The sequence below is a fragment of the Streptomyces sp. ISL-1 genome, assembly GCF_018614585.1.
Taxonomy (GTDB): domain Bacteria; phylum Actinomycetota; class Actinomycetes; order Streptomycetales; family Streptomycetaceae; genus Streptomyces; species Streptomyces maoxianensis.
The window spans coordinates 1-24,123 of the sequence record NZ_JAGGOI010000036.1 but is presented as its reverse complement, the minus strand read 5'-3'; the positions used below and the strand labels follow the sequence as shown (position 1 = coordinate 24,123).

The window sequence follows — 24,123 nt, the reverse complement described above, 5'->3', positions numbered from 1 at the left end:
CGACCCATAAGGTCGCTTGCATGGTGATCAACCCGAACGCACTCGGCCTGGACCTGCCGTCCGGTGCCATGCGCGTCCAGCCGTCCCTCTGGTACGCGAACGAGCCCGCTCAGCACGACACTTGGGCGCGCCTGCTCCCCGCCCGCGAGGCGTCTGGCTTGCACCCGGTCCTGCTCGTCAACGACGAGGACCGCTCCCTCCCCTGGGACCAGGGTCTCGATCTCGACCGTGTGTCGCATCCGGACGACCACGACGCCGAAGAGGTCCTGGCGTCCCTGTGGGACTACGACATGGCAGAGAACGAGGCCGAGGACGACGCGGACACCATCGCCCCGTTCACACCCGAGTGGCCGGGCCTCGCCCCCGCGGGCGAGCCGGTGGCCGACCCCGACGTCACGGCCGCACGCGTCGCCGCCGAGCTGCTGGACGCCGGTCGGCTGCCCGGCGCGCGGGCCGGGCTGATTCCCGTACGCCGTAGCGCGGACATTCTCAGCGCGCTGGGCTGGACCGCCGCCGGCAACCACTGGGACACCGGTCTGCTGTCCACCGTCCTGCGCTCCTGGGAGAACCGCTTCGGCCTGCGCGTCGTCGCGCTCCACTTCGACCGCCTGGACGTGTCCGTCGCGGCCCCGCCCAGCACGATGACGGATGCGCTCGCCGTCGCCGCCGAGCACCACGCGTTCTGCCCGGACAACGTCCGGCAGGGGTACGACACGATCCGCGAGTATGCGGCGGAGGGCCTGCTGGGGAAGCAGCACTGGACGTTCTGGTGGGACTGAGCACAGGAGCGGATTTCGGCTGACCCCGAATCGCATTGGTCTATACCTTGACTCGATCACGTCAAGCACGCTTGAGTGAGTTGCACAACCCCCCACCACGGCACGGCCGTTGCGTGCTAAGGAGTGATCGCGTGCTGAGACGACACCGCATCATCGCGTTGCTGATCGCCATCCTCGTAGGAAGCGGACTGGCGGCGGTCTTCATGCCCGCCGCCACCGCCGCCACCGCGGACGCCTGCACCTCCGCGCCCAACTGGTCCGCGGGCACTTGGTACGGCACTGGCAACGTTGTCAAATACACGGACGGCAAGTACTACATAGCCGAGCACGACAACCCGGGTTACGACCCCATCATCAGCACCTGGTACTGGGACCCGTACACCTGCAGCGGCGGCGGGAACCCGTCCCCGTCGGGCTTCGTGGTGAGCGAGGCGCAGTTCAACCAGATGTTCCCGAACCGGAATTCGTTCTACACGTACAGCGGGCTGAAGGCGGCTCTCGGTGCGTACCCGGGCTTCGCGAACACTGGCAGTGGCACGGTCAAGAAGCAGGAGGCCGCGGCCTTCCTCGCCAACGTCTCGCACGAGACGGGCGGTCTGGTCCACATCGTGGAGCAGAACCAGGCCAACTACCCGCACTACTGCGACTGGAGCCAACCGTACGGCTGCCCGGCCGGCCAGGCCGCGTACTACGGCCGCGGGCCGATCCAGCTCAGCTGGAACTTCAACTACAAGGCGGCGGGCGACGCGCTCGGCATCGATCTGCTGGGCAACCCCTGGCTTGTGCAGAACGACGCCGCGGTGGCCTGGAAGACGGGCCTTTGGTACTGGAACACGCAGAACGGCCCCGGCACGATGACCCCGCACAACGCGATGGTCAGCCAGGCCGGCTTCGGCCAGACCATCCGCTCCATCAACGGCTCGCTCGAATGCGACGGCAAGAACCCGGCGCAGGTGCAGAGCCGCGTGAACAACTACACGCGGTTCACGCAGATCCTGGGCGTGCCGACAGGTTCCAACCTGTACTGCTGACGCCACCCCCAAACAGACCGCGGGCCGGGGAGAACACTCCCCCGGCCCGCGGTCAGCCATGTGAGCCCCATTTCGCGCCACAGTCACGGTGGCCACTCTCTGTTCACGCGCCCCCAGGCAACCCACGCGATCTCCTCCCCGTCCTCCGGGGTCAAGAGGCACCCGGGCCCAACCGGGCGTCCCGGTCGGGGGGTTGAGGAGAGAGAGCGTTGATACGTGCCCGGAGAATATGGGCCACCGCGATAGCGGTGCTCACGGTGGCGGGGGTGTCGCCGGCAGTGGCTCACAGCCGGCCGCAGCCGCCTGATGTCACACCCGTCACGGCGGCGAACGACCAGGACGGCCTGCCGCCCGGCTGGCGGATCACGAACACCGATGGGGAGCACGCGCTGGAGTGGCGTTCCCCGCGCCCGGTGCCGGCGGGCGACGCGCGCGTGGAGTTCCACGCCGACGGCAAGCTGGTCGGCGTGCCCGAGCCGGAGAAGGACGGCCGGACCTTCCGGCTGCCACTCGACGACGCGCGCACAGCGGATCTGGCGGATCTTCAGGTGCTGGCGGCCGGCCGGCGGCTGGACCAGGAGGCCGGCGGCGCTCGTGACCGGCGCTCCCCGTCCGCCGCGAAACCGCCTGCCAAGCTTCCGGCCGGCTCCGTCGACCCGGGCAAGCCCGGCACGTACCGCACTCTCACCGGCGAGTACGCACTCGACCCGGTCCGCCTGCCCGGCTTCTCCGCGCCCGTCGAGATGCGCGGCGTCGTCGTCGCACCGAAGGACGCCAAGGGCAAGCGTCCGGTCGCGCTGTTCCTGCACGGCCGGCATGCCACCTGCTACGTCCCGGGCAGCGAGGAGGTGAACATCGACTGGCCCTGCGCCAAGGGCGCCAAGCCGATCCCGAGCCACCGGGGCTATCTGCGGGACCAGGAACTGCTGGCCTCCCAGGGCTATGTGACCGTGTCGATCTCCGCCAACGGCATCAACGGCCAGGACGGGAACGCCGAGGACGGCGGCGCGCAGGCGCGCTCCTCCCTGGTACGCAGCCACCTCGCCCGCTGGGCCGACTGGGCCGCCAAGCCGTCCACGGCACCCGCGGCCGTACGCAAGACGCCGAAGGCCGACCTGTCCCGCGTCCTGCTCGTCGGCCACTCGCGCGGCGGCGAGGGCGTCAACCGCGCCGCCATGGACAGCCTGTACCCGCCCCCGCCCGCCCAGGACGGCTACCGGGGCGCGGTGCGCTGGCACATCCGCGGAACCGTGCTCATCGGGCCGACGATCTTCGGCCAGAACCCGGTGCCGGACGTGCCGTCGCTGACGATCCTGCCGGGCTGCGACGGTGACGTCTCCGACCTCCAGGGCCAGGTGTACGCCGACGGCACCCGAGGGGTCAGCCGGGGCAAGGCCCTGCACAGCGCGGTCTACATGGTCGGAGCCAACCACAACTACTTCAACGGCGAGTGGACGCCGGGCCAGGCCCAGGCGCCCGCCGACGACGACTTCTGGCACGACCCCGAGCAGCCGGACCCGGTGTGCTCGCCGGGCACCGCGACCCGGCTGACCGCCGACCAGCAGCACCGGGCCGGCGCCACCTACATCGCCGCCGCGGCCCGGCTGTTCGTCGCCGGTGACGACCGGGTGCGCGAACTGCTCGACGGCTCGGGCCGCCGTGCCCCCTCCGTAGATCCCGCGCGGGTGCTGACCCACGCGGTCGGCGCGAACCGCGGCGCCGGGTTCCTGCCGGACGGCTCCGTGAAGGTGACCGGCGGACGGCTGTGCTCCGCGATAGATCCCGACCCGCGCACCGCCTGCCTGGACGCGGCGGCGGGGGGCTCCTCGCCGCACTTCGCGCACTGGGCGCCGGAACGCGAGACCGGCCGCCGCGCCGTGGCCCTGCGCTGGACCGCGCCCGGCTCGGCGGTGAAGGTCCGCCCCGAGAAGCCGCTCTCCGTCAAGGGGGCCAAGAGCCTCGCGCTGCGCGTCTTCGTGCCGCCGAACTCCACCGGCACACAGCTCGACGTGTCCGTCACCGACACCTCCGGCAAGCGGGCGAACCTCGGTCGCGTGCAGGTGGACGGCCTCCCGGGCAGCGACCGCACCGCCTCCTACTGGGCGCGCGAGGTGCGCGTACCGCTCACCGCGGCCACCCGCGCCGGCCTCGACCTGCGCCACATCGCCTCTCTGGAGCTGACCCCGCGCACCGGCTCCGGACAGGCGTGGCTGATGGACGCCTGGGCGTGGAGCCCCGGCACCCCCGCCGTGAGGGAATCCTCACTGGCCCGTCTCGACATCGGTCGCCTGAAGGTCAAGGAGGGCGACTCGGGCGTCCGTACGTACCAGGTGCCCGTCCGAGTGTCCGGGAAGGGCAGCGGCACGGTGCGGATGTACGTCCTCGACCCGGCCACCGGCAAGGCGAAGGACCAGCTGGTGACAGTGCGGCCCGGTGGTAGCAGCATCGATGTGAAGGTGCAGGTGAAGGGCAACAAGCGGTACGCCTGGGACGTGTCCCACGACGTGCTCGTGAAGGCGGTCCGCGGAACCGTCGTCGGCTCGCACGCCGGCGGGGTCATCGCCGAGAACGACGACCCGATGCCCGAGATCACCGTGAAGCCGGTCGCCGACAAGGTGACCGAGGGGCTGCCCCTCAAGTGGCAGATCTCCCTGTCCGCGCCCGCCGACGTGGAGTTGACGAAGACGCTGCGGATCGTCCCCGTCCCGGGCAGCCCCGAACTGTCCACCAAGGACGTCGACCGCCAGTGGCTGCTCGACATGCTCGGCGAGGTCCCGGACGGTGAAGTGCCGCTGTCCCAGCTGGAGTACGCCTACCTGTGGGCCGGGGTACCGGCCGGCAGGACGAGCGCCGAGGTGCCCGTGCCCACGGTCCGCGACCAGGTGGCCGAGCCGACGGAGTACGTGGGCCTCCGGGCCACCGACGACGAGGGCAAGCCAGAGGGCCCGGTCCTGACCGGCACGGTGCTCGACGCGCCGTAGACGCAGCCGCGTTGGTCACGCGGGCGTGAGCCGGGACCCCGGTTCACGCCCGCGTCTGCGTCCTTCGTCAGTGACTTGCGTCGCTCACATGCTCTCCCCCGGAGCGTCGGCGGGGCTGACCCATTCGACGAACTGGACGATCAGCCCGTTGGGGTCGGTGATCTGGAAGAGGCGTTCACCCCACGGCTCCTCGCGCAACGGCATGGTGATCTCAACGCCCTCGTCACGCAGCCGCTTCTCCTCCGCCTCCAGCCCGGTGAGGGTGAAGGCGAGGATCAGGCCTCCCGCGTGCCGGTCGCGCTGGTCCTCGGGCAGGACCTCGATGCCGCGCCGCAGCAGGACGATGTCCACCGCGGCGTCGGGCCGGGTGAGGGCGGCGAAGCCTTCGGCGACGGCCTGCTCCTGGTAGCCGAGGTGACCCGTGAAGAAGGCCTGGGAGGCGGCCACATCGTCGACGGTGAGCGAGACGGTGGAAGTGGTGATCTGCAAGGCAGGCTCCTTCAGGCAAAGGGGAGTTGACAGGGGCAGAAGTCTCGGCGGCGGTCAGTACGAGCGGCGACGCGGGAGGTTGCGTGCGCGGACGGTGCTGTCCCGGAAGCGGGCGGGCGGGATCTGCGCGGACTGCCGTCGCCCCGAACCCCGGCGAGCGGCGCGGTTGTCGGCGTCGGCCTGGTCGGCGAGGGCCTTGGCGATGTCGACATGCTGCATACGAGGCATCCCTTCGGGAGAGAAACTTACGATGGACGTAAACTTAGTTTGGACGCACCATAGATGTCAACATAAATTTGCTACCGATGTAAGATTCCCTCATGGGTAACGAGACGAGCACTGCGGTCGAGCCGATGACCGGGCTACGGGAGTCCAAGAAGCGCGAGACACGGCAACTGATCTCCGACCAGGCGACCAGGCTCTTCATCGCTCAGGGCTTCGAGGAGACGACCATCGCCGAGATCGCCGTCGCCGCGCGCGTGGCCAAGAAGACGGTGACCAACTACTTCCCGCGCAAGGAGGACATGGCTCTGGACCACCAGGAGGAGTTCGTCGGGAGCCTGGCGCACACGGTGGCGACCCGAGGTGCCGGAGAGTCCGCCCTCACGGCGCTGCGCCACGCGTTCGAGACCGCCGTCGCGGCGCAGAACCCGGTCGCTGGATTCGCCGGCCCGGACTTCGCCCGCATGATCGACGACAGCCCCACTCTGTCGGTGTGTCTGCGCAGCCTGCACGACCGGCGCGAGGAGGCCCTCGCCAACGCCCTGGCCCAGGCCACCGGTTCGGCCACCGCCGACATCACCCCGCGTACGGCCGCGGCCCTGCTCGGCGCGGTGCACCGGGTGCTGTTCCGGCGTATCCAGGAGCTCACCCTCGCGGACCGTACCAACGACGACATCGCCCAGGCCGTCGCGGACGAGGCTGCCCGTGCCTTCGACATGCTCGAACCGGCCCTCGGGGACTACGCCGTCGCGTGACCGGTACGGCGGACGGCCCGGTGCGCGTGCGCGCACCGGGCCGTCGGGAGTTCCTTCGTCAGCGACCTGCGCCGAGCCCCTGCGCGACCTCCGTCGCCCAGTAGGTGAGGATCATGCTCGCGCCCGCGCGCTTGATACCCAGCAGCGTCTCGGCGATCGCCTTGTCCCGGTCGATCCAGCCCTTCTCGGCGGCTGCCTCGACCATCGCGTACTCACCGCTGATCTGGTACGCGGCGACCGGCACGTCCACCGAGTCCGCGACCTTCGCCAGCACATCGAGATACGGACCGGCGGGCTTGACCATCACCATGTCCGCGCCCTCTTCCAGGTCCAGCGCCAACTCCCGCAGGGACTCACGGACGTTGGCCGAGTCCTGCTGGTAGGTCTTGCGGTCACCCCGGAGCGAGGAGCCGATGGCCTCGCGGAACGGCCCGTAGAAGGCAGAGGAGTATTTGGCCGTGTAGGCCAGGATCGACACGTCCTCCTTGCCGATGGCGTCGAGCGCATCGCGGATGACGCCGACCTGGCCGTCCATCATGCCGCTGGGCCCGACGACATGGGCGCCGGCGTCGGCCTGGACCTGCGCCATCTCGGCGTACCGCTCCAAGGTCGCGTCGTTGTCCACTCGGCCGTGCTCGTCCAGTACGCCGCAGTGCCCGTGGTCCGTGTACTCGTCGAGGCACACGTCCGACATGATCACGAGCTCGTCCCCGACCTCGGCCCGGACGTCCCGCAGGGCGACCTGCAAAATCCCGTCCGGGTCCAGACCCGCGGACCCGAGGGCGTCCTTCTTCTCATCCTCCGGCACGCCGAAGAGCATGATTCCGGCGACGCCCGCCTCAAGCGCCTCGACGGCGGCCTTACGGAGAGTGTCGCGGGTGTGCTGGACCACGCCGGGCATCGCGGAGATGGCGACGGGCTCGCTGATCCCTTCCCGTACGAACGCGGGAAGGATCAGATCGGCGGGATGCAGCCGGGTCTCGGCGACCATGCGCCGCATCGCGGGGGTCGTGCGCAGCCGCCGCGGCCGCGCGCCGGGAAAGGATCCGTACGCAGTCATAGCGGCAACGCTACGCCCGTCCGGGGGTCACACGTACCGACAGCCCGTCGGCGCGGGCGGGAGCGAGGGGTTGTTCCCCACACCCGCCCCTTCCCGAACTGGGGCAAGCCCCAGACCCCGAATGCGACCTTCGGCCGCATGCCCTCAATCGCCGGACGGGCTGAAGTTCAGCCCCGCCGGCGTTTGAGGCGCGGGGTCTGGGGCGGAGCCCCAGTCACGGGATGGGGGTACCTCCCACGCCCGCCAGGGCGTAGGGGGAGGGCGGGGTGGGGGAAACCCCCCAGCCGCCGCCCCGCGAAACCCGTACCCCAACGCTCCGCTACGTCGTCCGTCTGCGCCGTCCGCCAGGACGCCGCTCACTCGGCCGCGTCACATGCTCCCCCGCCTCCACCGCCGCTGCCCGGCGCTGCGCGCCGAACTCCGCCAGCGCCTCCGCCAGCTTGTGCACCGACGGCTCCGGCGACAGCACATCCACCCGCAGGCCGTGCTCCTCCGCGGTCTTGGCGGTCGCGGGCCCGATGCACGCGATGACGGTCACGTTGTGCGGCTTGCCGGCGATGCCGACCAGATTCCGCACCGTCGACGACGACGTGAACAGCACCGCGTCGAAGCCGCCGCCCTTGATCGCCTCACGCGTGTCCGCCGGCGGCGGCGACGCCCGCACCGTCCGGTACGCGGTGACGTCGTCGACCTCCCACCCGAGCTCGATCAGCCCGGCGACCAGCGTCTCCGTGGCGATGTCGGCGCGCGGCAGGAAGACCCGGTCGATCGGGTCGAAGACGGGGTCGTACGGCGGCCAGTCCTCAAGCAGCCCCGCAGCGGACTGCTCCCCGCTCGGCACCAGGTCCGGCTTGACGCCGAAGTCGACCAGCGCGGCGGCCGTCTGCTCACCCACCGCGGCGACCTTGATCCCCGCGAAGGCACGGGCGTCCAGCCCGTACTCCTCGAACTTCTCCCGCACCGCCTTCACCGCGTTCACGCTGGTGAAAGCGATCCACTCATAGCGACCCGTCACCAGGCCCTTGACCGCGCGCTCCATCTGCTGTGGCGTACGCGGCGGTTCGACCGCGATGGTCGGCACCTCGTGCGGCACGGCGCCGTACGAACGCAACTGGTCGGAGAGCGAAGCCGCCTGCTCCTTGGTCCGCGGTACGAGCACCTTCCAGCCGAACATCGGCTTGGACTCGAACCACGCGAGCTGGTCGCGCTGGGCGGCGGCACTGCGCTCACCGACCACGGCTATGACGGACTGGTGGCCCTCCGGGGACGGCAGCACCTTCGCCTGCTTGAGCGTCTGCGCGATGGTGCCCAGCGTCGCGGTCCACGTCCGCTGACGCGTCGTCGTACCGGCGATGGTGACGGTCAGCGGGGTGTCGGGCTTGCGGCCCGCGGCCACCATCTCGCCAGCCGCCGCGGCGACCGTCTCCAGCGTCGCGGAGACGACGACCGTGCCGTCGCTCGCGCCGACTTCGGTCCAGCACCGCTCGCTCGCGGTACGGGCGTCGACGAAGCGAACGTCCGTACCCTGCGGGTCGCGCAGCGGCACACCGGCGTACGCCGGCACGCCCACCGCGGTGGCGACACCCGGCACGACCTCGAAGGGAATCCCCTCCGCGGCGCACGCGAGCATCTCCTGACCTGCGTCGGTGTCGAGGCCCGGGTCGCCGGTGACCGCACGGACGACCCGCTTGCCGCCCCGCGCGGCCTCCATGACAAGATTGGCCGCATCCCTGAGTACGGGGATCCCGGCGGCTGTTGATGCCTCGTCAACAACCGTCAGTTCAGGCGTGCTTACGCCCGCTCGCGCATGGCTGCGTACGACGTCGAGCACATCCGGCTCGGCGATCAGCACGTCGGCGCGCGCGAGCGCCTCGACGGCGCGCAGTGTCAGCAGTCCGGGGTCGCCCGGTCCGGCGCCGAGGAAAGTGACGTGCCCGTGTGCCGAGAACGTCGAGGATGCATTGGCGGTGGGGCTCAAAGTCGCTCCCCCATAAGACCGGCCGCACCCTTGGCGAGCATCTCGGACGCGAGTTCGCGACCGAGCGCGATGGCGTCGCCGTGCGACGTGGGTACGGGACCGGTGGTGGACAGCTGCACCAGCGTCGAGCCGTCGGTCGTGCCGACGACGCCGCGCAGGCGCATTTCAGTGACAACCTGCCCGTCGGCCAGCAGGTCGGCCAACGCACCCACAGGTGCGGAGCAGCCGGCCTCCAGGGCGGCGAGCAGGGATCGCTCGGCGGTCACGGCGGCCCGGCTGCCCGGGTCGTCGAGCTCGGCGAGCATGGCGGCGAGGTCTGTACCTGTTCCGGCGTTGCCGGCGGCACATTCGATCGCCAGTGCCCCCTGGCCGGGGGCGGGCAGGATGAAGTCGACCGACAGGAACTCGGTGACCTCGTCGGTCCTGCCCAGGCGGTTGAGCCCGGCCGCGGCAAGCACCACGGCGTCCAGCTCTCCGCTGCGTACATATCCGATCCGGGTGTCTACGTTGCCGCGGATCGGCACGGTCTCTATGGCCATGCCATGGCTGCGGGCGTAGGCGTTGAGCTGCGCCATCCTGCGCGGCGAGCCGGTGCCGACGCGAGCGCCGGACGGCAGCTCGGCGAAGGTCAGGCCGTCGCGGGCCACCAGTGCGTCCCGCGGGTCCTCGCGCAGCGGCACGGCCGCGAGCGTCAGGTCGTCGGGCTGCCCGGTGGGCAGGTCCTTCAGCGAGTGAACGGCGAAGTCCACGTCACCCCGCAGCACGGCGTCCCGCAGTGCGGTGACGAAGACTCCCGTACCGCCGATCTGTGCGAGATGCTCACGGGTGGTGTCCCCGTACGTGGTGATCTCGACGAGCTCGACGGCACGTCCGGTCAACTGGCGCACCGCCTGAGCCACTTGCCCGGACTGGGCCATGGCCAGCGCGCTGCGCCTGGTCCCGAGCCTCAGTGGCCTTTCGGCCCTCTCGGTCATACTCGCCCTCGGTTCTTGACATCGGCGTCATTCATGTCGGCCCGGCTGACGGAGGCGACCGTCTCCGGGTCGAGGTCGAAGAGTGTCCGCAGCGCGTCCGCGTACCCGGCGCCACCGGGCTCGCCGGCGAGCTGCTTCACCCGCACGGTGGGCGCGTGCAGGAGCTTGTCGACGACGCGGCGCACCGTCTGGGTGATCTCGGCGCGCTCCTTGTCGTCCAGGTCGGGGAGACGGCCTTCGAGCCGGGCGACCTCACCGGCGACGACGTCGGCGGCCATGGTGCGCAGGGCAACGACGGTCGGCGTGATGTGCGCGGCACGCTGGGCGGCGCCGAAGGCGGCGACTTCGTCTGAGACTATGCCGCGCACCTGGTCCACGTCGGCGGCCATGGGGGCGTCGGCGGAGGCCTCGGCGAGCGACTCGATGTCGACGAGCCGCACCCCGGAGAGCCGGTGGACGGCGCCGTCGATGTCCCGCGGCATGGCGAGGTCGAGCAACGCGAGTCGCACGCCGGCAGCGCGGCTCAACCGGCCGGCCGCGGCGACGACGCTGCGGGCGGCCCGTTCCCCGTTGTCGACCCAGGCCCCGTGTTGCACAAGCGCATCATCGAGCCCAACGGGGCAGGCACCAAGAGGTTCGACGCCGGCATCCCCGACTGGGCCGTCGCTCGTGCCGCCCTCGGCGGTCCCGGCGAAGCCGGATGGCGTACCGGCGGCCGGAGTCCCGGCCTGGCCGGGCTGCGCGGCCGGGTCATCCGCGGCCGTGCCCCCGTGCGCACCCGCGTCCGCGCCGCCGGAGCCCGACGACGCCGAGCGGTCCGCGATACGTCCGTCCCTCGCCGCCGTCGCCGCGAGGCGGGCCACCAGGCTGCCGTCCGGGGCGCGCAGGTCATGCCCCGCCCGGGGCGCGGGCGGGACCGCGAGTGCCGCCGCGACCGCTTCCGCCGTCAGGACCAGCCCTGTCGCTCCCGTGCACGACACCGCCGCGTCGGCACGTGTCAGTTCGTCGGCAACGGCCGCCATCGACACCGCCCGCACGGTCATCCCGCCGAGCTCGTTCAGCACCGCGGCCAGCCGCTCCGCGCGCTCCAGCGTCCGGTTGGCGATGACAAGTTCACGTACACCCAGCCGCGCCAGCGTCGTCGCGGCGAGCGACGACATCGAGCCCGCGCCGATGACCAGCACCCGCTTGCCCGCGGCCCAGCCCTCGACGTCCGCGCCGTCCGCCAGCTGCTCCAGGCCGAACGTGACGAGCGACTGCCCCGCCCGGTCGATCCCGGTCTCGCTGTGCGCGCGCTTGCCGACGCGCAGCGCCTGCTGGAAGAGGTCGTTGATCAGCCGGCCCGCGGTGTGCAGCTCCTGCCCCAGCGCGAGCGCGTCCTTGATCTGCCCGAGGATCTGCCCCTCGCCGACGACCATGGAGTCGAGCCCGCAGGCCACCGAGAAGAGGTGGTGGACGGCCCGGTCCTCGTAGTGCACGTAGAGATACGGCGTGAGCTCCTCGAGCCCGACCCCGCTGTGCTGCGCCAGCAGCGTCGACAGCTCGGCGACACCCGCGTGGAACTTGTCCACGTCCGCGTACAGCTCGATGCGGTTACACGTGGCAAGAACCGCCGCCTCGGTCGCAGGCTCGGCGGCCAGCGTGTCCTGAAGCAGCTTGATCTGCGTGTCCGCGGCGAGCGAGGCCCGCTCCAGCACGCTCACCGGCGCACTGCGGTGGCTCAGTCCGACGACCAGAAGGCTCATGCCGGCATCACGGCGGGCATGTCCCCGTCCGGTCCCTTCCGGCCTGCCGCGGCCTCGGCCTCCTCGCCGGCCTTCCGCTGCTCGTGGAAGGCGAGGATCTGCAGCTCGATCGAGAGGTCGACCTTGCGCACATCCACGCCGTCGGGCACGGAGAGGACGGTGGGGGCGAAGTTGAGGATGGAGGTGACGCCGGCCGCGATCAGGCGCTCGCACACCTGCTGCGCCGCGCCGGCGGGCGTCGAGATGACGCCGATCGACACGCCGTTGTCGCTGATGATCTTCTCAAGCTGGTCGGCGTGCTGGACGGGAATCCCGGCCACCGGCTTTCCGGCCATCTCGGGGTCCGCGTCGATGAGCGCCGCGACCCGGAAGCCACGCGAGGCGAAGCCGCCGTAGTTGGCGAGCGCGGCGCCGAGGTTACCGATGCCGACGATGACGACCGGCCAGTCCTGCGTCAGCCCCAGCTCGCGGGAGATCTGGTAGACGAGGTACTCCACGTCGTAGCCGACGCCCCGCGTCCCGTAGGAACCGAGGTAGGAGAAGTCCTTGCGCAGCTTCGCGGAGTTGACCCCGGCCGCGACCGCGAGTTCCTCGGACGAGACAGTGGGTACGGACCGCTCGGACAGCGCGGTCAGGGCGCGCAGGTACAGCGGAAGCCGGGCGACGGTGGCCTCGGGGATTCCTCGGCTACGGGTCGCCGGTCGGTGATTTCGGCCAGTTGCCACGGTGCTCCTGCGGGATGAGCGAGGCTGCAGGCGGCCGTACGTGCAAAGGCCGCCCCGTCGAATGCAGGCTATGTCTTTGTGAACGCGTGCACAAAGACGGTGTCCGTTTTGTCCGTGCAAAGTGACCGGGGTCACGCGATTCGGACGCGTGATCCAGGAGCCACGAACCGCATCGGTCCATTGCGGACCCGAAGGTGGCAACGCCGAACCCACTCCTCACGAATACGCCCCCGAGACGGCCCACTGTGCCCTGCCCACATCGTGTCCCGATAGAGTCCGGACCCGTCGGAGAAATCCCGGCAAACAGTAACGATGGTGACGAAATTCCGATTACGCCCACGGTTACGCCTCCGGTTACGCCCCCAGCGCGCGGCGCAGCCGCCCGGCGTCGACACGCCAGAAGGTGTGCTGCTCCCCGTCAACCAGGACAACCGGAATCTGCTCCCAGTACGCCCGGTGCAACGCCTCGTCCTGAGTGATGTCCTTCTCCTCCCAGGACGCACCCGTCTCGGCGCACACCTCCTCGATCACCGACCGCGCGTCATCACAGAGGTGACACCCCGGCTTCCCGACCAGCGTCACCACGCGCTCACCGGCCTTCTTCTTCGTACGCCGCAACACAGGACTCATGCAGCCCATTCTCCGCCCGCGCCCGCGCGACACGGCCCTCATCCCGTACGTACGGAATCACCCGTTTAACAAACCGGTCGCGGAGAGTTCACGCCATGGCATCCCGGCGTGTCGGGAAGTGCCGAACGGACTGGCTATGCTCGCGACATGGCCGCACTGGGATGGCTCACCCCCCGTAGGCGCTCCGCGACCGCGCGGAGCGTGCTCGCAGGCGAGGCCGCAGCCGAGGCAGCGCGCAAGTCGTCACAGCAAGTCGAGGCGCTTGAGGCACTCGAGTCGCTGGGCGGCACTGCCCCGGCCGTACCGGAGTTCCCCGTCACCGGGGACGACCGGGCCGCAGCCTTCTTCGACCTCGACAACACCGTGATGCAGGGCGCCGCGATCTTCCACTTCGGCCGCGGCCTGTACAAGCGGAAGTTCTTCCAGCGCCGTGAACTGGCCCGGTTCGCCTGGCAGCAAACGTGGTTCCGGCTCGCCGGCGTCGAGGACCCGGAGCACATGCAGGACGTCCGCGAGTCCGCGCTGTCCATCGTCAAGGGCCATCGCGTCTCCGAGCTGATGAGCATCGGCGAGGAGATCTACGACGAGTACATGGCCGACCGCATCTGGCCCGGCACCCGCGCCCTCGCCCAGGCCCACCTCGACGCGGGACAGAAGGTCTGGCTGGTCACCGCGGCCCCGGTGGAGACCGCGACGATCATCGCCCGCCGTCTCGGCCTGACCGGCGCGCTGGGCACTGTCGCCGAATCGGTGGGCGGCGTGTACACCGGCAAACTCGTGGGCGAGCCGCTGCACGGCCCCGCCAAGGCCGAGGCCGTGCGCGCGCTGGCCGTCGCCGAGGGCCTGGACCTGACCCGCTGCGCGGCGTACAGCGACTCGCACAACGACATCCCGATGCTTTCGCTGGTGGGGCATCCGTACGCCATCAACCCGGACTCCAAGCTCCGCAAGCACGCACGTGCGCGCGAATGGCGGCTGCGTGACTACCGGACGGGCCGCAAGGCCGCCAAGGTCGGCATCCCGGCCGCGGCCGGCGTGGGTGCCATCGCCGGCGGCACGGCCGCCGCGGTCGCCCTGCACCGCCGCCGCCGCTGACCCGGCTGCCGACACCCGAGGCGGACGACGCGCCGAGAGCCAATCCGGGGCCCCCTACCCCGGCAGGCCCACAGCCAGTCCTGTTGTCGCCCGGCGGCCACAACTCACCACGCGATAAGACAGATCGTGTCGCCATTCGATCAACTATCGCTCACAAAGTGTTACTTGATGCGTCACGGAGTCGTAAGAGAAGCGACGGAAACGGCGATTTGGGCAACTGGGTGTAGCACTGCCTGTACGAAGCGTTATTCTCCTCAGACGCATGACGGATCCCACCAGTCATCACGACGGGTGAACGATCCAGCACTGAACGTGATGGAAGCTCTGCCTCTGGGAGTCCCGTGTACCCACACGTCGGGGTTGACGCCTCGGGCCTGGCTACGCTGCGCGCAACGGTCCTCGACCACTTGCGCGGCTTCGTCCCCACCGCGTACGCCGTCCCCGCATTCGCCACACCCCGCCTTGCCGTAAGCGGCCCTGCCGCCCCCTGCTACGCCCTGACCGACGGCATCGAGAAGGTGCCGGGGCGCAGTGCCGTCGTCGAGGGGCGGAGGTCGGGCGGCGGGCGGGACGTCGGCAGACGGGGCACCCGGGGCGGCTCCGGCGCCTCGACCACCGCCCGCCGGCCCAGCGCCGACAGTGACAGCGCCCGCATGATGGACCTGGTCGAGCGCGCCCAGGCGGGCGAGGCCGACGCTTTCGGCCGTCTCTACGACCAGTACAGCGACACCGTCTACCGCTACATCTACTACCGCGTGGGCGGCAAGGCGACGGCGGAGGACCTCACCAGCGAGACCTTCCTGCGCGCTCTGCGGCGTATCTCCACCTTCACCTGGCAGGGCCGCGACTTCGGCGCCTGGCTGGTCACGATCGCCCGCAATCTGGTGGCCGACCACTTCAAGTCCAGCCGCTTCCGGCTGGAAGTGACCACCGGCGAAATGCTCGACGCCAACGAGGTCGAGCGCAGCCCCGAGGACTCTGTCCTGGAGTCCCTCTCGAACGCCGCGCTGCTGGAAGCGGTCCGCAAGCTCAACCCTCAGCAGCAGGAGTGCGTGACCCTGCGCTTCCTGCAAGGCCTCTCGGTCGCCGAGACAGCCAGGGTGATGGGCAAGAACGAGGGCGCGATCAAGACCCTCCAGTACCGGGCCGTGCGTACCCTCGCCCGGCTCCTCCCCGACGACGCCCGCTGACCCTCAACTCACAATCGGTGACGCCTCGATGACGCACTGGTCCGATCATCTTTCGCGCGTAACCCAAGTGCCGCGACGCTCGTTGTGCGGGATGCAGGCCCCCTGTGGTCACGCCATGCCCGCAGCCACTCACTCGATCGAGTGGATGTACTCAAGGTGTGCAACCTTCCGGACCCTCAGGGGAGTCGATCGTCATGACGAGAGGAGGTGCCGCCAGTGATCGGACAAGTTTCGGCGCACCGGCGGGCGAACGCCTTCGCCCAGACCTTGGAAGACCAGGCGGCCGAGCAGCCCACGGAATCGGTCGAACCGATCGAGCACGTACGGCTGTTGGCCCTGGCGAACGGTCTCGGCGAGCTGCCGAAACCGGAGCTGGACCCCGAGGTCAAAGTGGTGCAGCGAGCACAGCTCGTGGCTGCCATGGAAGAGATGTTCGCCTCGGGAGGTGCGTCCGCGGGCTCTACGGTGCCCGGGCAGCGGACGACCGGCCGAGGCGCGCATCGGGCCTCCCGGCTGCGGAAAATGCGCCCACGCTCGCGCTGGTCGAAGGGGATCGCCGCGGGCGGTCTCACCGTCGGCGTCGCCGCGGGGGCTTTCAGCGGAGTGGCTGCTGCCAGTTCCGACGCCCTTCCCGGTGACTCGCTGTACGGGCTGAAGCGTGGCATGGAAGATTTCAAGCTCGGCATGGCGGACGACGACTCCGACCGCGGCGGGCTCTTCCTCGACCAGGCCTCCACCCGCCTCAGCGAGGCCCGCCGCCTCATGGAACGCGGCCGGGCGGGCGACATGGACCACGAGTCGCTGGGCGAGGTCCGCCGCGCGCTCAACGGCATGCGGCACGACGCCAGCGAGGGACACCGCCTGCTGAGCGCCGCGTACGAACGGGACGGCTCGCTCGGCCCGATGGCAACGCTGAATTCGTTCTCCCGGTCCCACCGCGACGCATGGAACGGGCTCCGCGACCGGCTGCCGGTCCAGCTGACCGACGTCGGCGACGAAGTGAATTCCGTCTTCGAAGCCATAGACCAGGAGGTCGGCCCGCTGGAGTCGCTGCTGCCCCGGCCCCCGGAGAAGGGCCTCAGCTCCCAGCAGCCCGGCGAGGCCACGCAGGACGTCGGCCGGACCTGGGGCCCTGGGAGTACGACACCGTCCGCACCCGGCACCGGCGACACCCGCCCCGGCGAGGGCGGTCCGCGCCCGTCCGGTTCGGGCAGCACGGCGGACGAGGGCCTGCTCGGCGGGAACACGGGCGGCCTGTTCGAGCCCCCGGCGGACGGCGCGTCACCGAACCCGTCCGGCAAGGACTCCACGCCGCCTCAGCCGGATGTCACCATCCCGCCGCTGCTGCCGGGGATCCTGCCGGGTCTTGGGTTCGACAGCGAGGACGATACATAGGTCGGTACATCGATCGGTACAGCGATCAGTACAGAGTGAGGGCGGCCGCTCCCAGCAGGAGCGGCCGCCCTCACCCATGTCTCAGAAGAACACCGACCGGCGCTGCACGAGCAGCTTGTACAGCGTGTGCTGGATCTGCTCCCGCACCTGATCCGTCAGGTTGAACATCAGCATCGGATCCTCCGCCGCCTCCGGCGGATACCCGTCCGTCGGGATCGGCTCGCCGAACTGGATAGTCCACTTCGTCGGCAGCGGCACCGCCCCCAGCGGACCGAGCCACGGGAACGTCGGCGTGATCGGGAAGTACGGGAAGCCCAGCACCCGTGCCAGCGTCTTCGCGTTGCCGATCATCGGGTAGATCTCCTCCGCTCCGACGATCGAGCACGGCACAATCGGCGCGCCCGCCCGCAGCGCCGTCGACACAAAGCCGCCGCGCCCGAACCGCTGAAGCTTGTAGCGGTCGCTGAAGGGCTTGCCGATGCCCTTGAAGCCCTCCGGCATCACCCCGACGACCTCGCCGCGCTGCAGCAGCCGCTCCGCGTCCTCCGAGCACGCCAGGGTGTGACCGGCCTTGCGGGCCAGCTCGTTGACCACCGGCAGCATGAAGACCAAGTCCGCGGCGAGCAGCCGCAGATGACGGTTGGCCGGATGATTGTCGTGGACGGCGACCTGCATCATCAGCCCGTCCAGCGGCACCGTCCCCGAGTGGTTGGCCACCACCAGCGCCCCGCCGTCGGAGGGGATGTTCTCGATGCCCTTCACCTCGACCCGGAAGTACTTCTCGTACAGCGGCCGGACCATCGACATCAGAACCTGGTCGGTGAGTTCCTTGTCGTAGCCGAACTCGTCGACCTCATAGTCACCGGTGACGCGTCGGCGCAGGAACGCAAGACCGCTCGCGATCCGCTTCTCCCAGCCGGCGCCCGCGCCCGCACGCTCCTGGCCCGCATCGGGCTCCTGGCCAATCGATTCAGCAGCCCGCACCACCCCCTGCGCAGGCACGGGGCCGGCCGGAACCTCGCGTACCGCCGCGGGCTCGGCCTTCCGGCGGCTGCCCCCCGCGGGGCGCCGCCGCGCCGATCGCTGCGCACTGCCGCGCGAACGGTCGTCGTCGAACGGAATGACCTTGGCGTCCGCCATCGTTGGCTGCGCTCCTTATTCGGCGTCGCTCTGAGTCGTCTGAGTCTTCCCGGTGGTCCGGGTACCGGCAGCCGTCGGCCCGGCTGCCGTCCCCGCACGGGCACCGCCCACGAAAGGCAACGCCGTCGCCACCTGATCCACCACCCTCGCGAGGGTCTCCGGCGGCAGCAGCCCCGGCCCCCGGCTGCGGGCGAAGTCCGCGAAGGTCTCCGCGGTCGTGTACTTCGGGTCGAAGCCCAGTGTCTCGCGCATCTGCGAGGTGCTCACCACCCGGCCGTGCGTGAGCAGCCGGATCTGCTCCGGCGAGAAGTCCGTGATGCCGACCGTACGCAGCGCGGAGCCGACCCAGGTGACGGCGGGCAGCAGTACCGGCATCGTCGGCCGCCCCAGCCGCCGTGAGCACTGCGAGAGCAGCAGCACGCCGTCGCCCGCCACATTGAACGTGCCGCTGTTGAGCGTCCCGCGCCGCGGCTCGTGCAGAGCGATCCGCAACACGTCGATCACATCGTCCTCGTGGACGAACTGCAGCCGCGGGTCGTAGCCGAAGACGGTCGGCATGACGGGCAGCGAGAAGAACTCGGCGAGCGGGGAGTCCGCGCACGGGCCGAGGATGTTGGCGAAGCGCAGCACGCACACCGCTACGTCGGGCCGCCGCCGGGCGAAGCCGCGTACGTACCCCTCGACCTCCACCGCGTCCTTCGCGAAGCCGCCGCTCGGCAGGGACTTGGGCGGGGTGGTCTCGGTGAAGACGGCGGGGTCGCGGGGCGCGGAGCCGTACACGCTCGTACTGGACTTGATCACCAGCCGCTTGACGGTCGGTGACTTCTGGCAGGCACCGAGCAGCTGCATGGTGCCGATGACGTTGGTCTCCTTGACCGTCGTACGGCTGCCGGCGCCGAGCGGCGTACCCGTGACGTCCATGTGCACCACGGTGTCGACGGCATACTCGGCCAGCACCCGCGCTATCGCCGGCTGGCGGATGTCCGCGCGGACGAAATCGGCCCCGCCCAGATGATGCTGGGGGCCCACCGCGTCGACGCCGACCACCCTGTCCACCTCGGGATCCCGCTGGATGCGCCGTACGAGACGGCCTCCGAGCTGCCGGGCCACTCCGGTGACGAGCACGACCTTCCCCAAGACCAGCGCCTTCCCATAGGTCCGCCTAGGTCCATCTTTATGCGTCACCGTAGCGGTTAGGTGTTGCGCTGTGATGACCGCGCGACGCACTTTTGCCGGCGTCGCAGCAATCGAGGCAAAAGTAGTGCCACAAACACCGCGGCCCTCCCACCGTGCTGGTGGAAGGGCCGCGGCGACACGTACAGCTTGTCGCTTACTTCTTGTTACGACGCTGAACGCGGGTGCGCTTGAGCAGCTTGCGGTGCTTCTTCTTCGCCATCCGCTTGCGCCGCTTCTTGATAACAGAGCCCACGACTACCCTCGCTCACTTCTCTTCACTCGGTGCGGGGCGTCTGGGCCCACACGACCTACGTCGGCCTAGCCTACCTGCCGCCGAGTGAGGGACGTAATCCGAGGGGAACCGACCGGCTCCCGTTACGCGGATTCCACCCCCACGAAGGATTCGCGGAGGTACTCGTGAACCGCTTGCTCCGGAACCCGGAAGGACCTGCCCACCCGGATCGCCGGCAGATGACCGCTGTGCACCAAGCGGTACACGGTCATCTTCGACACTCGCATCACCGAGGCGACTTCCGCCACGGTAAGGAACTTGACCTCGTTGAGAGGCCTCTCGCTGCCAGCAGCCATGACCCACCTGTACCTTCCGCACCCGACGCACACCGGCTTCCCCTCCGGTGACTCTTCGTCGCTGTGCGCTCACTCCCCAGACTAGGGGCGGGTGATGCGAGTGGGGAAGAGGAGCAGCCATCGGCCGCCTACTGTGACAGACACGCTCGATTGAGTACATAGCGAGTAATCGGTCGGTAGTAATCGGACCGCACTGCGTCATCAAGCGGAACGGCTACGGACACCTGCCCCTCGGCCTCGCCGACGAACAGCGCGGGATCGTCCGTATCTGCCAGGCCGATGGCCTCAATCCCCAGCTGACCTGCCCCGCAGACCCAGCCGTGGTCCCCGACGACCAGCTCGGGCAGCGGCCCGCCGCACTCCGCGAGGCTGTCCAGGACGGCCCGAACCGGGAGCGGTGAGTGGGTGTGTGCACCGGTCCCACTGCCGGGTCCCCGTGCGCCGGGTTCCCGCACCAGCGCGACTCTTCCTGCGTAATCAAGGTTGTACGTGCGTACGCCGAACCGGGTCGTTATGTCGACACATCGCCCCTGCGCGGGTGTGAGTACGAGGCACCCCGCCGCCGACAAAGCGTCTGCCAGCTCCCCGTAGAACCCCAGCAGCCGATGCGGATGTCCGGTCCCGAACAGCACGGCACCGCGCCGCGCGGCCACCTCGCCCAGCCGGTCGGCGAACGCGACGAGCCCGCTCAACGTCCGCTCCGGATCAATGACATCGGGCCCGACGGTGTGGCGGGGGTCGTCGGAAACTCCGCACTTGTCGGCCATCAGGGCGATCAAGTCCCGCTCGCTCCAGTCCCATTCGGGGTCGAGCCCGAGGGTGACGCGGGGATCCCTGGCGGCGAAGAGCCGATAGCTGCGCAGACTTTCCTCCCGCGACGTGGCCACGGGTCCGGCCAACCGAGCAGCCAGGAGATGCGCGCGTAACGCTCCGGTACTCAACACGCTGCTGATGCTCCCGCACGGCTGTGTGTGGCGGGCCAAAAGGCTGGATACGCCGCACAGTTGGCGTAACGGGACCGGTGCGGCACCGCCACCGCGCGGATGCCGGCACCCGCGGCCCGGGAAGGGGTACCGAGACCCCTACGCCAACAGTCCCCGCAACGGAAACACCGCCCGCCGCGTGGCCAGCACCGCCTGATCCACCCGATCAGCCGGGTCGTACCCCTCTTCCCACTCCCGCCACACGGGCTCCCGCCCATCCGTCATCCGCCCCGGCGCCACCCCCCGCGTCCGCGCGTACACCTCATCCCGCCACGACGACGGAATCACCGACTCCGGCTCCACCGGCGCGTGCCCCGCGATCCCCACCAAATGCGTCCACGACCGCGGCACCACATCCACGATCGCGTATCCGCCGCCCCCCAGGGCGACCCAGCGCCCCCCGTCCACGTACTCATGCGCCAACTCGTGGCAAGAGGCCTGAACCATCCGCTGGGCATCCAGCGACACCGCCAGATGCGCCAGTGGATCCTCGAAGTGCGTATCGGCCCCGTGCTGCGTCACCAGCACCTGCGGCCGGAACTCCGCCAGCAACTCCGGCACCACGGCGTGAAACGCCCGCAGCCAACCCGAATCCCCCGTCCCCGCCGGCAGCGGCAGATTCACCGCGCTGCCCTCAGCCGCCTCCGGCGACCCCGTCTCCTCCGGCCACCCCGTCCCCGGAAAGAGCGACCGCGGATGCTCGTGCAGCGACACCGTCAGAACCCGCGGGTCGTCCCAGAACGTCGCCTGCACCCCATCCCCGTGGTGCACATCGACATCCACATACGCGACCCGCTCCGCCCCCAGCTCCAGCAGCCGGGCAATGGCGAGCGACGCGTCGTTGTAGATGCAGAACCCTGACGCCGAACCCGGCATCGCATGATGCAGCCCGCCCGCGAAGTTCACCGCATGCGCCGCCTCACCGCGCCACACCGCCTCCGCCGCCCCCACCGACTGCCCCGCGATCAGCGCCGACGCCTCATGTATCCCCACGAACGCCGGGTCGTCCATCGTCCCCAGCCCGTACGCCTGGTCGGCGGCCCGCGGATCCACCGACGCCGCCCGCACCGCCGCCACGTAGTCCTCGCGATGTACGAGCCGGAGCGTCGAGTCCCCGGCCGGTTTCGCGGCCACCACATCCACCGCACGATCAAGCCCGTACGCCCGCACCAACCCCATGGTCAGCGCAAGCCGCACCGGATCCATCGGATGGCCGTCACCGAAGTCATACTTCGTTACCGCCTCGTCCCACATCAACAACCCGCGGCCGCTCATGCCCGACACCGTATCCGGCATGATCCGTCCCGAACGAACGGGCATACCGCAACGTCATCAGTACCAACACCATCGGAACGACCATCGCCCAGCGATAGCTCCAGGCATCCCCGAGCGCCCCCACCAAGGGCGAACCGACCAGAAACCCGACATAGTTGAAGACGTTCAGCCGCGCCACCGCCGCGTCACTCGCCCCGGGACCGCCGCTCTCCACAGCCTGCCGCCCCGCCGCCGCGAACGTCTGAGGCACGATCACACACAGCCCGAGCCCCAGCATCGTGAACCCGAGGATCCCTGCCCAGGCCCCCGGCGCCACGGCCACCACCCCGAACCCGGCCGCGGCGAGCACGGTCCCGCACCGCACAACCGCCACCGCCCCGAACCGCCGCACCCCAAGATCCCCGACGGTCCGCCCGATCAGCGTCGTGACCATATAGGCGTTGTACGGAAGGGTCGCGAGCTCCTCCGAGCTCCCCAGCACATCCTGCAGATACTTCGCGCTCCAATTCGAGACGGTCGAGTCCCCGATGTACGCGAAGGTCATGACCAGACACAGCGGCAGCAACAGCTTGAAGGCAACCCCCTGCCCCTCCGGGACCGCCCCACCCCCCGCTGATTCCCCACGCCGCTCGCCGTCCGCGTACCACCGGCTCCCGACCAGCGCCGCGGGCAACAGCACGCCGGCCACCGGCAGATACGACACGAGCAGCGACAGATCCCAGTGCGCCCCCACCCACGCGAGCGAGGCCCCGGCGATCCCACCCAGGCTGTACGCCGCGTGGAAGCCCAGCATGATGCTCCGCCCGTACGCCTGCTGCAGGCTCACCCCGAGCATGTTCATGGACGCGTCCAGCGCCCCCACCGCCAGCCCGAACACGCCCAGTGCGAGCGCCACCTGCCAGATTTCGCTCCCGGCCGCGACACCGAGCAGAGCCAGCACCACGAGCGGCTGGGCCCACCGCAGTACGACACTCGGGGCGACTCGCCTCACCAGTCGCTCGGTGACCACACTCGCCACCCCGGCGAGTACGGGCACGGCAGCCAGAAACGCGGGCAGCAGCCCGTCGGATATCCCGTACCGGTCCTGGATGGCGGGGATACGCGTCACGAGCAGCGCGAAGGCCACTCCCTGCGCGAAGAAGCTCAACGCCAAGGAGGCCCGACCATGCCGCAACCGCGCACCTGTCATGGCCGCACAGCGTAGGCCGCTCAAATACCCATGGGTAGATAGATCACGCAAGCAATGCGGGCAACTCCGCCATCGCCCCGAAGTGCCCCTTGGCCCCGTCCAGTTTCGCGGCCGAAGTCATGGCCGTGAACCCGTACACATCCATCCCGGCCGCCCTGGCCGCCGCCACCCCGAGGGGACTGTCCTCCACCACCACGCACCGCTCCGGTACGACCCCCATCCGCGCGGCGGCATGCAGAAACAGGTCGGGCGCCGGCTTCCCCCGCCCCACATCCTGCGCGCTGAAGACCGTCCCGTCGTCGAACCACCCCTCAAGACCGGTCTTCCGGTGCCCGACCCTGATCCGCGCATGACTCCCGGACGACGCGACGCAGTACGACGCCCCTTCCGCAACCAGCTTCTCCAGCACCTCCGTCACCCCGTCCACAGCGACCAACTCCCGCTCGAAGGCGGCAAAGACACGAGCATGCAGGGTGTCGTCGAAGTCCACGGGCAACGACTGACCGGTCCGCTCCTTCACCAGATCGTGCACCCGGTGCACGGCGGCGCCCATGTAGTCACGTATGGACTCCTCGTACGAGGTGGGGTGCCCGAGCTCGGTGAGGAAGCCGGCCAGGATGGTGTTGGAGATGGGTTCGCTGTCCACCAGCACACCATCGTTGTCGAAAATGACAAGGTCGTAGCGCATGGGTTCGACCCTAAACGCAGAAAGGCCCCGCACCA

General features: G+C 70.0%; 23 protein-coding genes. 7 read left to right on the top strand and 16 right to left on the bottom strand.

Going from position 1 to position 24,123, the window contains the following annotated elements:
• Positions 1 to 20 precede the first annotated feature (20 nt).
• The 3 genes from J7E87_RS25750 to J7E87_RS25740 all read left to right on the top strand — a co-directional run bounded on the left by J7E87_RS25750 (position 21) and on the right by J7E87_RS25740 (position 4,791).
• The gene (locus J7E87_RS25750; RefSeq protein WP_215096918.1) at positions 21 to 779 is read left to right on the top strand and encodes a DUF4253 domain-containing protein; all 759 of its coding nucleotides are present in this window, start codon (positions 21 to 23) and stop codon (positions 777 to 779) included.
• A gap of 134 nt (positions 780 to 913) precedes the next feature.
• Positions 914 to 1,810, top strand: a complete 897-nt coding sequence (locus tag J7E87_RS25745; RefSeq protein WP_215096978.1) for a chitinase — start codon at positions 914 to 916, stop codon at positions 1,808 to 1,810.
• A 209-nt stretch (positions 1,811 to 2,019) separates the two neighbouring features.
• The gene (locus tag J7E87_RS25740) at positions 2,020 to 4,791 is read left to right on the top strand and encodes a S9 family peptidase (protein ID WP_215096917.1); all 2,772 of its coding nucleotides are present in this window, start codon (positions 2,020 to 2,022) and stop codon (positions 4,789 to 4,791) included.
• A gap of 84 nt (positions 4,792 to 4,875) precedes the next feature.
• On the opposite strand, the gene J7E87_RS25735 is transcribed toward J7E87_RS25740, so the two are convergent.
• Together J7E87_RS25735 and J7E87_RS25730 are read right to left on the bottom strand one after the other, a co-directional pair.
• Positions 4,876 to 5,280, bottom strand: a complete 405-nt coding sequence (locus J7E87_RS25735) for a VOC family protein (protein WP_215096916.1) — start codon at positions 5,278 to 5,280, stop codon at positions 4,876 to 4,878.
• A gap of 54 nt (positions 5,281 to 5,334) precedes the next feature.
• Positions 5,335 to 5,499 carry a hypothetical protein gene (locus J7E87_RS25730; protein WP_215096915.1) on the bottom strand — a complete coding sequence of 55 codons (165 nt, stop codon included), beginning with the start codon at positions 5,497 to 5,499 and terminating at the stop codon, positions 5,335 to 5,337.
• Between the two features lie 101 nt (positions 5,500 to 5,600).
• Between J7E87_RS25730 and J7E87_RS25725 the strand changes: the two genes are divergently transcribed.
• Entirely contained in the window at positions 5,601 to 6,257 is a 657-nt protein-coding gene (locus J7E87_RS25725) for a TetR/AcrR family transcriptional regulator (RefSeq protein WP_215096914.1), read from the top strand.
• 58 nt (positions 6,258 to 6,315) lie between these two features.
• On the opposite strand, the gene hemB is transcribed toward J7E87_RS25725, so the two are convergent.
• The 6 genes from hemB to J7E87_RS25695 form a co-directional block, all read right to left on the bottom strand.
• The gene (gene hemB / locus J7E87_RS25720) at positions 6,316 to 7,317 is read right to left on the bottom strand and encodes a porphobilinogen synthase (protein ID WP_215096913.1); all 1,002 of its coding nucleotides are present in this window, start codon (positions 7,315 to 7,317) and stop codon (positions 6,316 to 6,318) included.
• Between the two features lie 319 nt (positions 7,318 to 7,636).
• Positions 7,637 to 9,295, bottom strand: a complete 1,659-nt coding sequence (locus J7E87_RS25715) for a uroporphyrinogen-III synthase (RefSeq protein ID WP_215096912.1) — start codon at positions 9,293 to 9,295, stop codon at positions 7,637 to 7,639.
• Positions 9,292 to 10,269: a hydroxymethylbilane synthase gene (gene hemC, locus J7E87_RS25710; RefSeq protein WP_215096911.1), complete on the bottom strand. Its 978-nt coding sequence runs from the start codon at positions 10,267 to 10,269 to the stop codon at positions 9,292 to 9,294. Before hemC ends, J7E87_RS25715 begins: the two co-directional genes overlap by 4 nt.
• The gene (locus J7E87_RS25705) at positions 10,266 to 12,014 is read right to left on the bottom strand and encodes a glutamyl-tRNA reductase (protein ID WP_215096910.1); all 1,749 of its coding nucleotides are present in this window, start codon (positions 12,012 to 12,014) and stop codon (positions 10,266 to 10,268) included. The genes hemC and J7E87_RS25705 overlap by 4 nt, the downstream gene beginning before the upstream one ends.
• Positions 12,011 to 12,739, bottom strand: a complete 729-nt coding sequence (locus tag J7E87_RS25700) for a redox-sensing transcriptional repressor Rex (RefSeq protein WP_215096909.1) — start codon at positions 12,737 to 12,739, stop codon at positions 12,011 to 12,013. Before J7E87_RS25700 ends, J7E87_RS25705 begins: the two co-directional genes overlap by 4 nt.
• Positions 12,740 to 13,093: 354 nt before the next feature.
• The gene (locus tag J7E87_RS25695; protein ID WP_215096908.1) at positions 13,094 to 13,369 is read right to left on the bottom strand and encodes a glutaredoxin family protein; all 276 of its coding nucleotides are present in this window, start codon (positions 13,367 to 13,369) and stop codon (positions 13,094 to 13,096) included.
• Between the two features lie 147 nt (positions 13,370 to 13,516).
• On the opposite strand from J7E87_RS25695, the gene J7E87_RS25690 reads away from it, so the two are divergent.
• From J7E87_RS25690 to J7E87_RS25680, 3 genes are all read left to right on the top strand, one after another.
• Positions 13,517 to 14,464 (top strand): HAD family phosphatase, encoded by a 948-nt coding sequence (locus J7E87_RS25690; RefSeq protein WP_215096907.1) that lies wholly within the window; start codon positions 13,517 to 13,519, stop codon positions 14,462 to 14,464.
• Between the two features lie 341 nt (positions 14,465 to 14,805).
• Entirely contained in the window at positions 14,806 to 15,654 is an 849-nt protein-coding gene (locus tag J7E87_RS25685) for an ECF subfamily RNA polymerase sigma factor, BldN family (protein WP_215096906.1), read from the top strand.
• A 216-nt stretch (positions 15,655 to 15,870) separates the two neighbouring features.
• Positions 15,871 to 17,049, top strand: coding sequence for a DUF5667 domain-containing protein (locus J7E87_RS25680; RefSeq protein ID WP_215096905.1), 1,179 nt, complete (start codon positions 15,871 to 15,873; stop codon positions 17,047 to 17,049).
• Positions 17,050 to 17,130: 81 nt separating this feature from the next.
• Here the strand turns inward: J7E87_RS25680 and J7E87_RS25675 are convergent, their stop codons facing one another.
• The 8 genes from J7E87_RS25675 to J7E87_RS25640 all read right to left on the bottom strand — a co-directional run bounded on the left by J7E87_RS25675 (position 17,131) and on the right by J7E87_RS25640 (position 24,088).
• The gene (locus J7E87_RS25675) at positions 17,131 to 18,189 is read right to left on the bottom strand and encodes a lysophospholipid acyltransferase family protein (protein ID WP_215096904.1); all 1,059 of its coding nucleotides are present in this window, start codon (positions 18,187 to 18,189) and stop codon (positions 17,131 to 17,133) included.
• A 15-nt stretch (positions 18,190 to 18,204) separates the two neighbouring features.
• Positions 18,205 to 19,326, bottom strand: a complete 1,122-nt coding sequence (locus J7E87_RS25670; protein WP_215096903.1) for an NAD-dependent epimerase/dehydratase family protein — start codon at positions 19,324 to 19,326, stop codon at positions 18,205 to 18,207.
• Between the two features lie 193 nt (positions 19,327 to 19,519).
• Complete coding sequence (locus tag J7E87_RS25665; protein WP_003948845.1) at positions 19,520 to 19,618, bottom strand: 30S ribosomal protein bS22; 99 nt, start codon at positions 19,616 to 19,618, stop codon at positions 19,520 to 19,522.
• Between the two features lie 122 nt (positions 19,619 to 19,740).
• Positions 19,741 to 19,953, bottom strand: a complete 213-nt coding sequence (locus tag J7E87_RS25660) for a helix-turn-helix domain-containing protein (protein WP_014046653.1) — start codon at positions 19,951 to 19,953, stop codon at positions 19,741 to 19,743.
• A 128-nt stretch (positions 19,954 to 20,081) separates the two neighbouring features.
• A complete protein-coding gene (locus J7E87_RS25655; protein ID WP_215096902.1) occupies positions 20,082 to 20,897 on the bottom strand; it encodes a phosphatase in 816 nt (271 codons plus the stop codon).
• A 138-nt stretch (positions 20,898 to 21,035) separates the two neighbouring features.
• A complete protein-coding gene (locus J7E87_RS25650) occupies positions 21,036 to 22,211 on the bottom strand; it encodes an acetoin utilization protein AcuC (protein ID WP_215096901.1) in 1,176 nt (391 codons plus the stop codon).
• Positions 22,162 to 23,400: an MFS transporter gene (locus J7E87_RS25645; protein ID WP_215096900.1), complete on the bottom strand. Its 1,239-nt coding sequence runs from the start codon at positions 23,398 to 23,400 to the stop codon at positions 22,162 to 22,164. The genes J7E87_RS25650 and J7E87_RS25645 overlap by 50 nt, the downstream gene beginning before the upstream one ends.
• A 43-nt stretch (positions 23,401 to 23,443) precedes the next feature.
• Positions 23,444 to 24,088: an HAD family phosphatase gene (locus tag J7E87_RS25640; RefSeq protein WP_215096899.1), complete on the bottom strand. Its 645-nt coding sequence runs from the start codon at positions 24,086 to 24,088 to the stop codon at positions 23,444 to 23,446.
• Positions 24,089 to 24,123 lie beyond the last annotated feature (35 nt).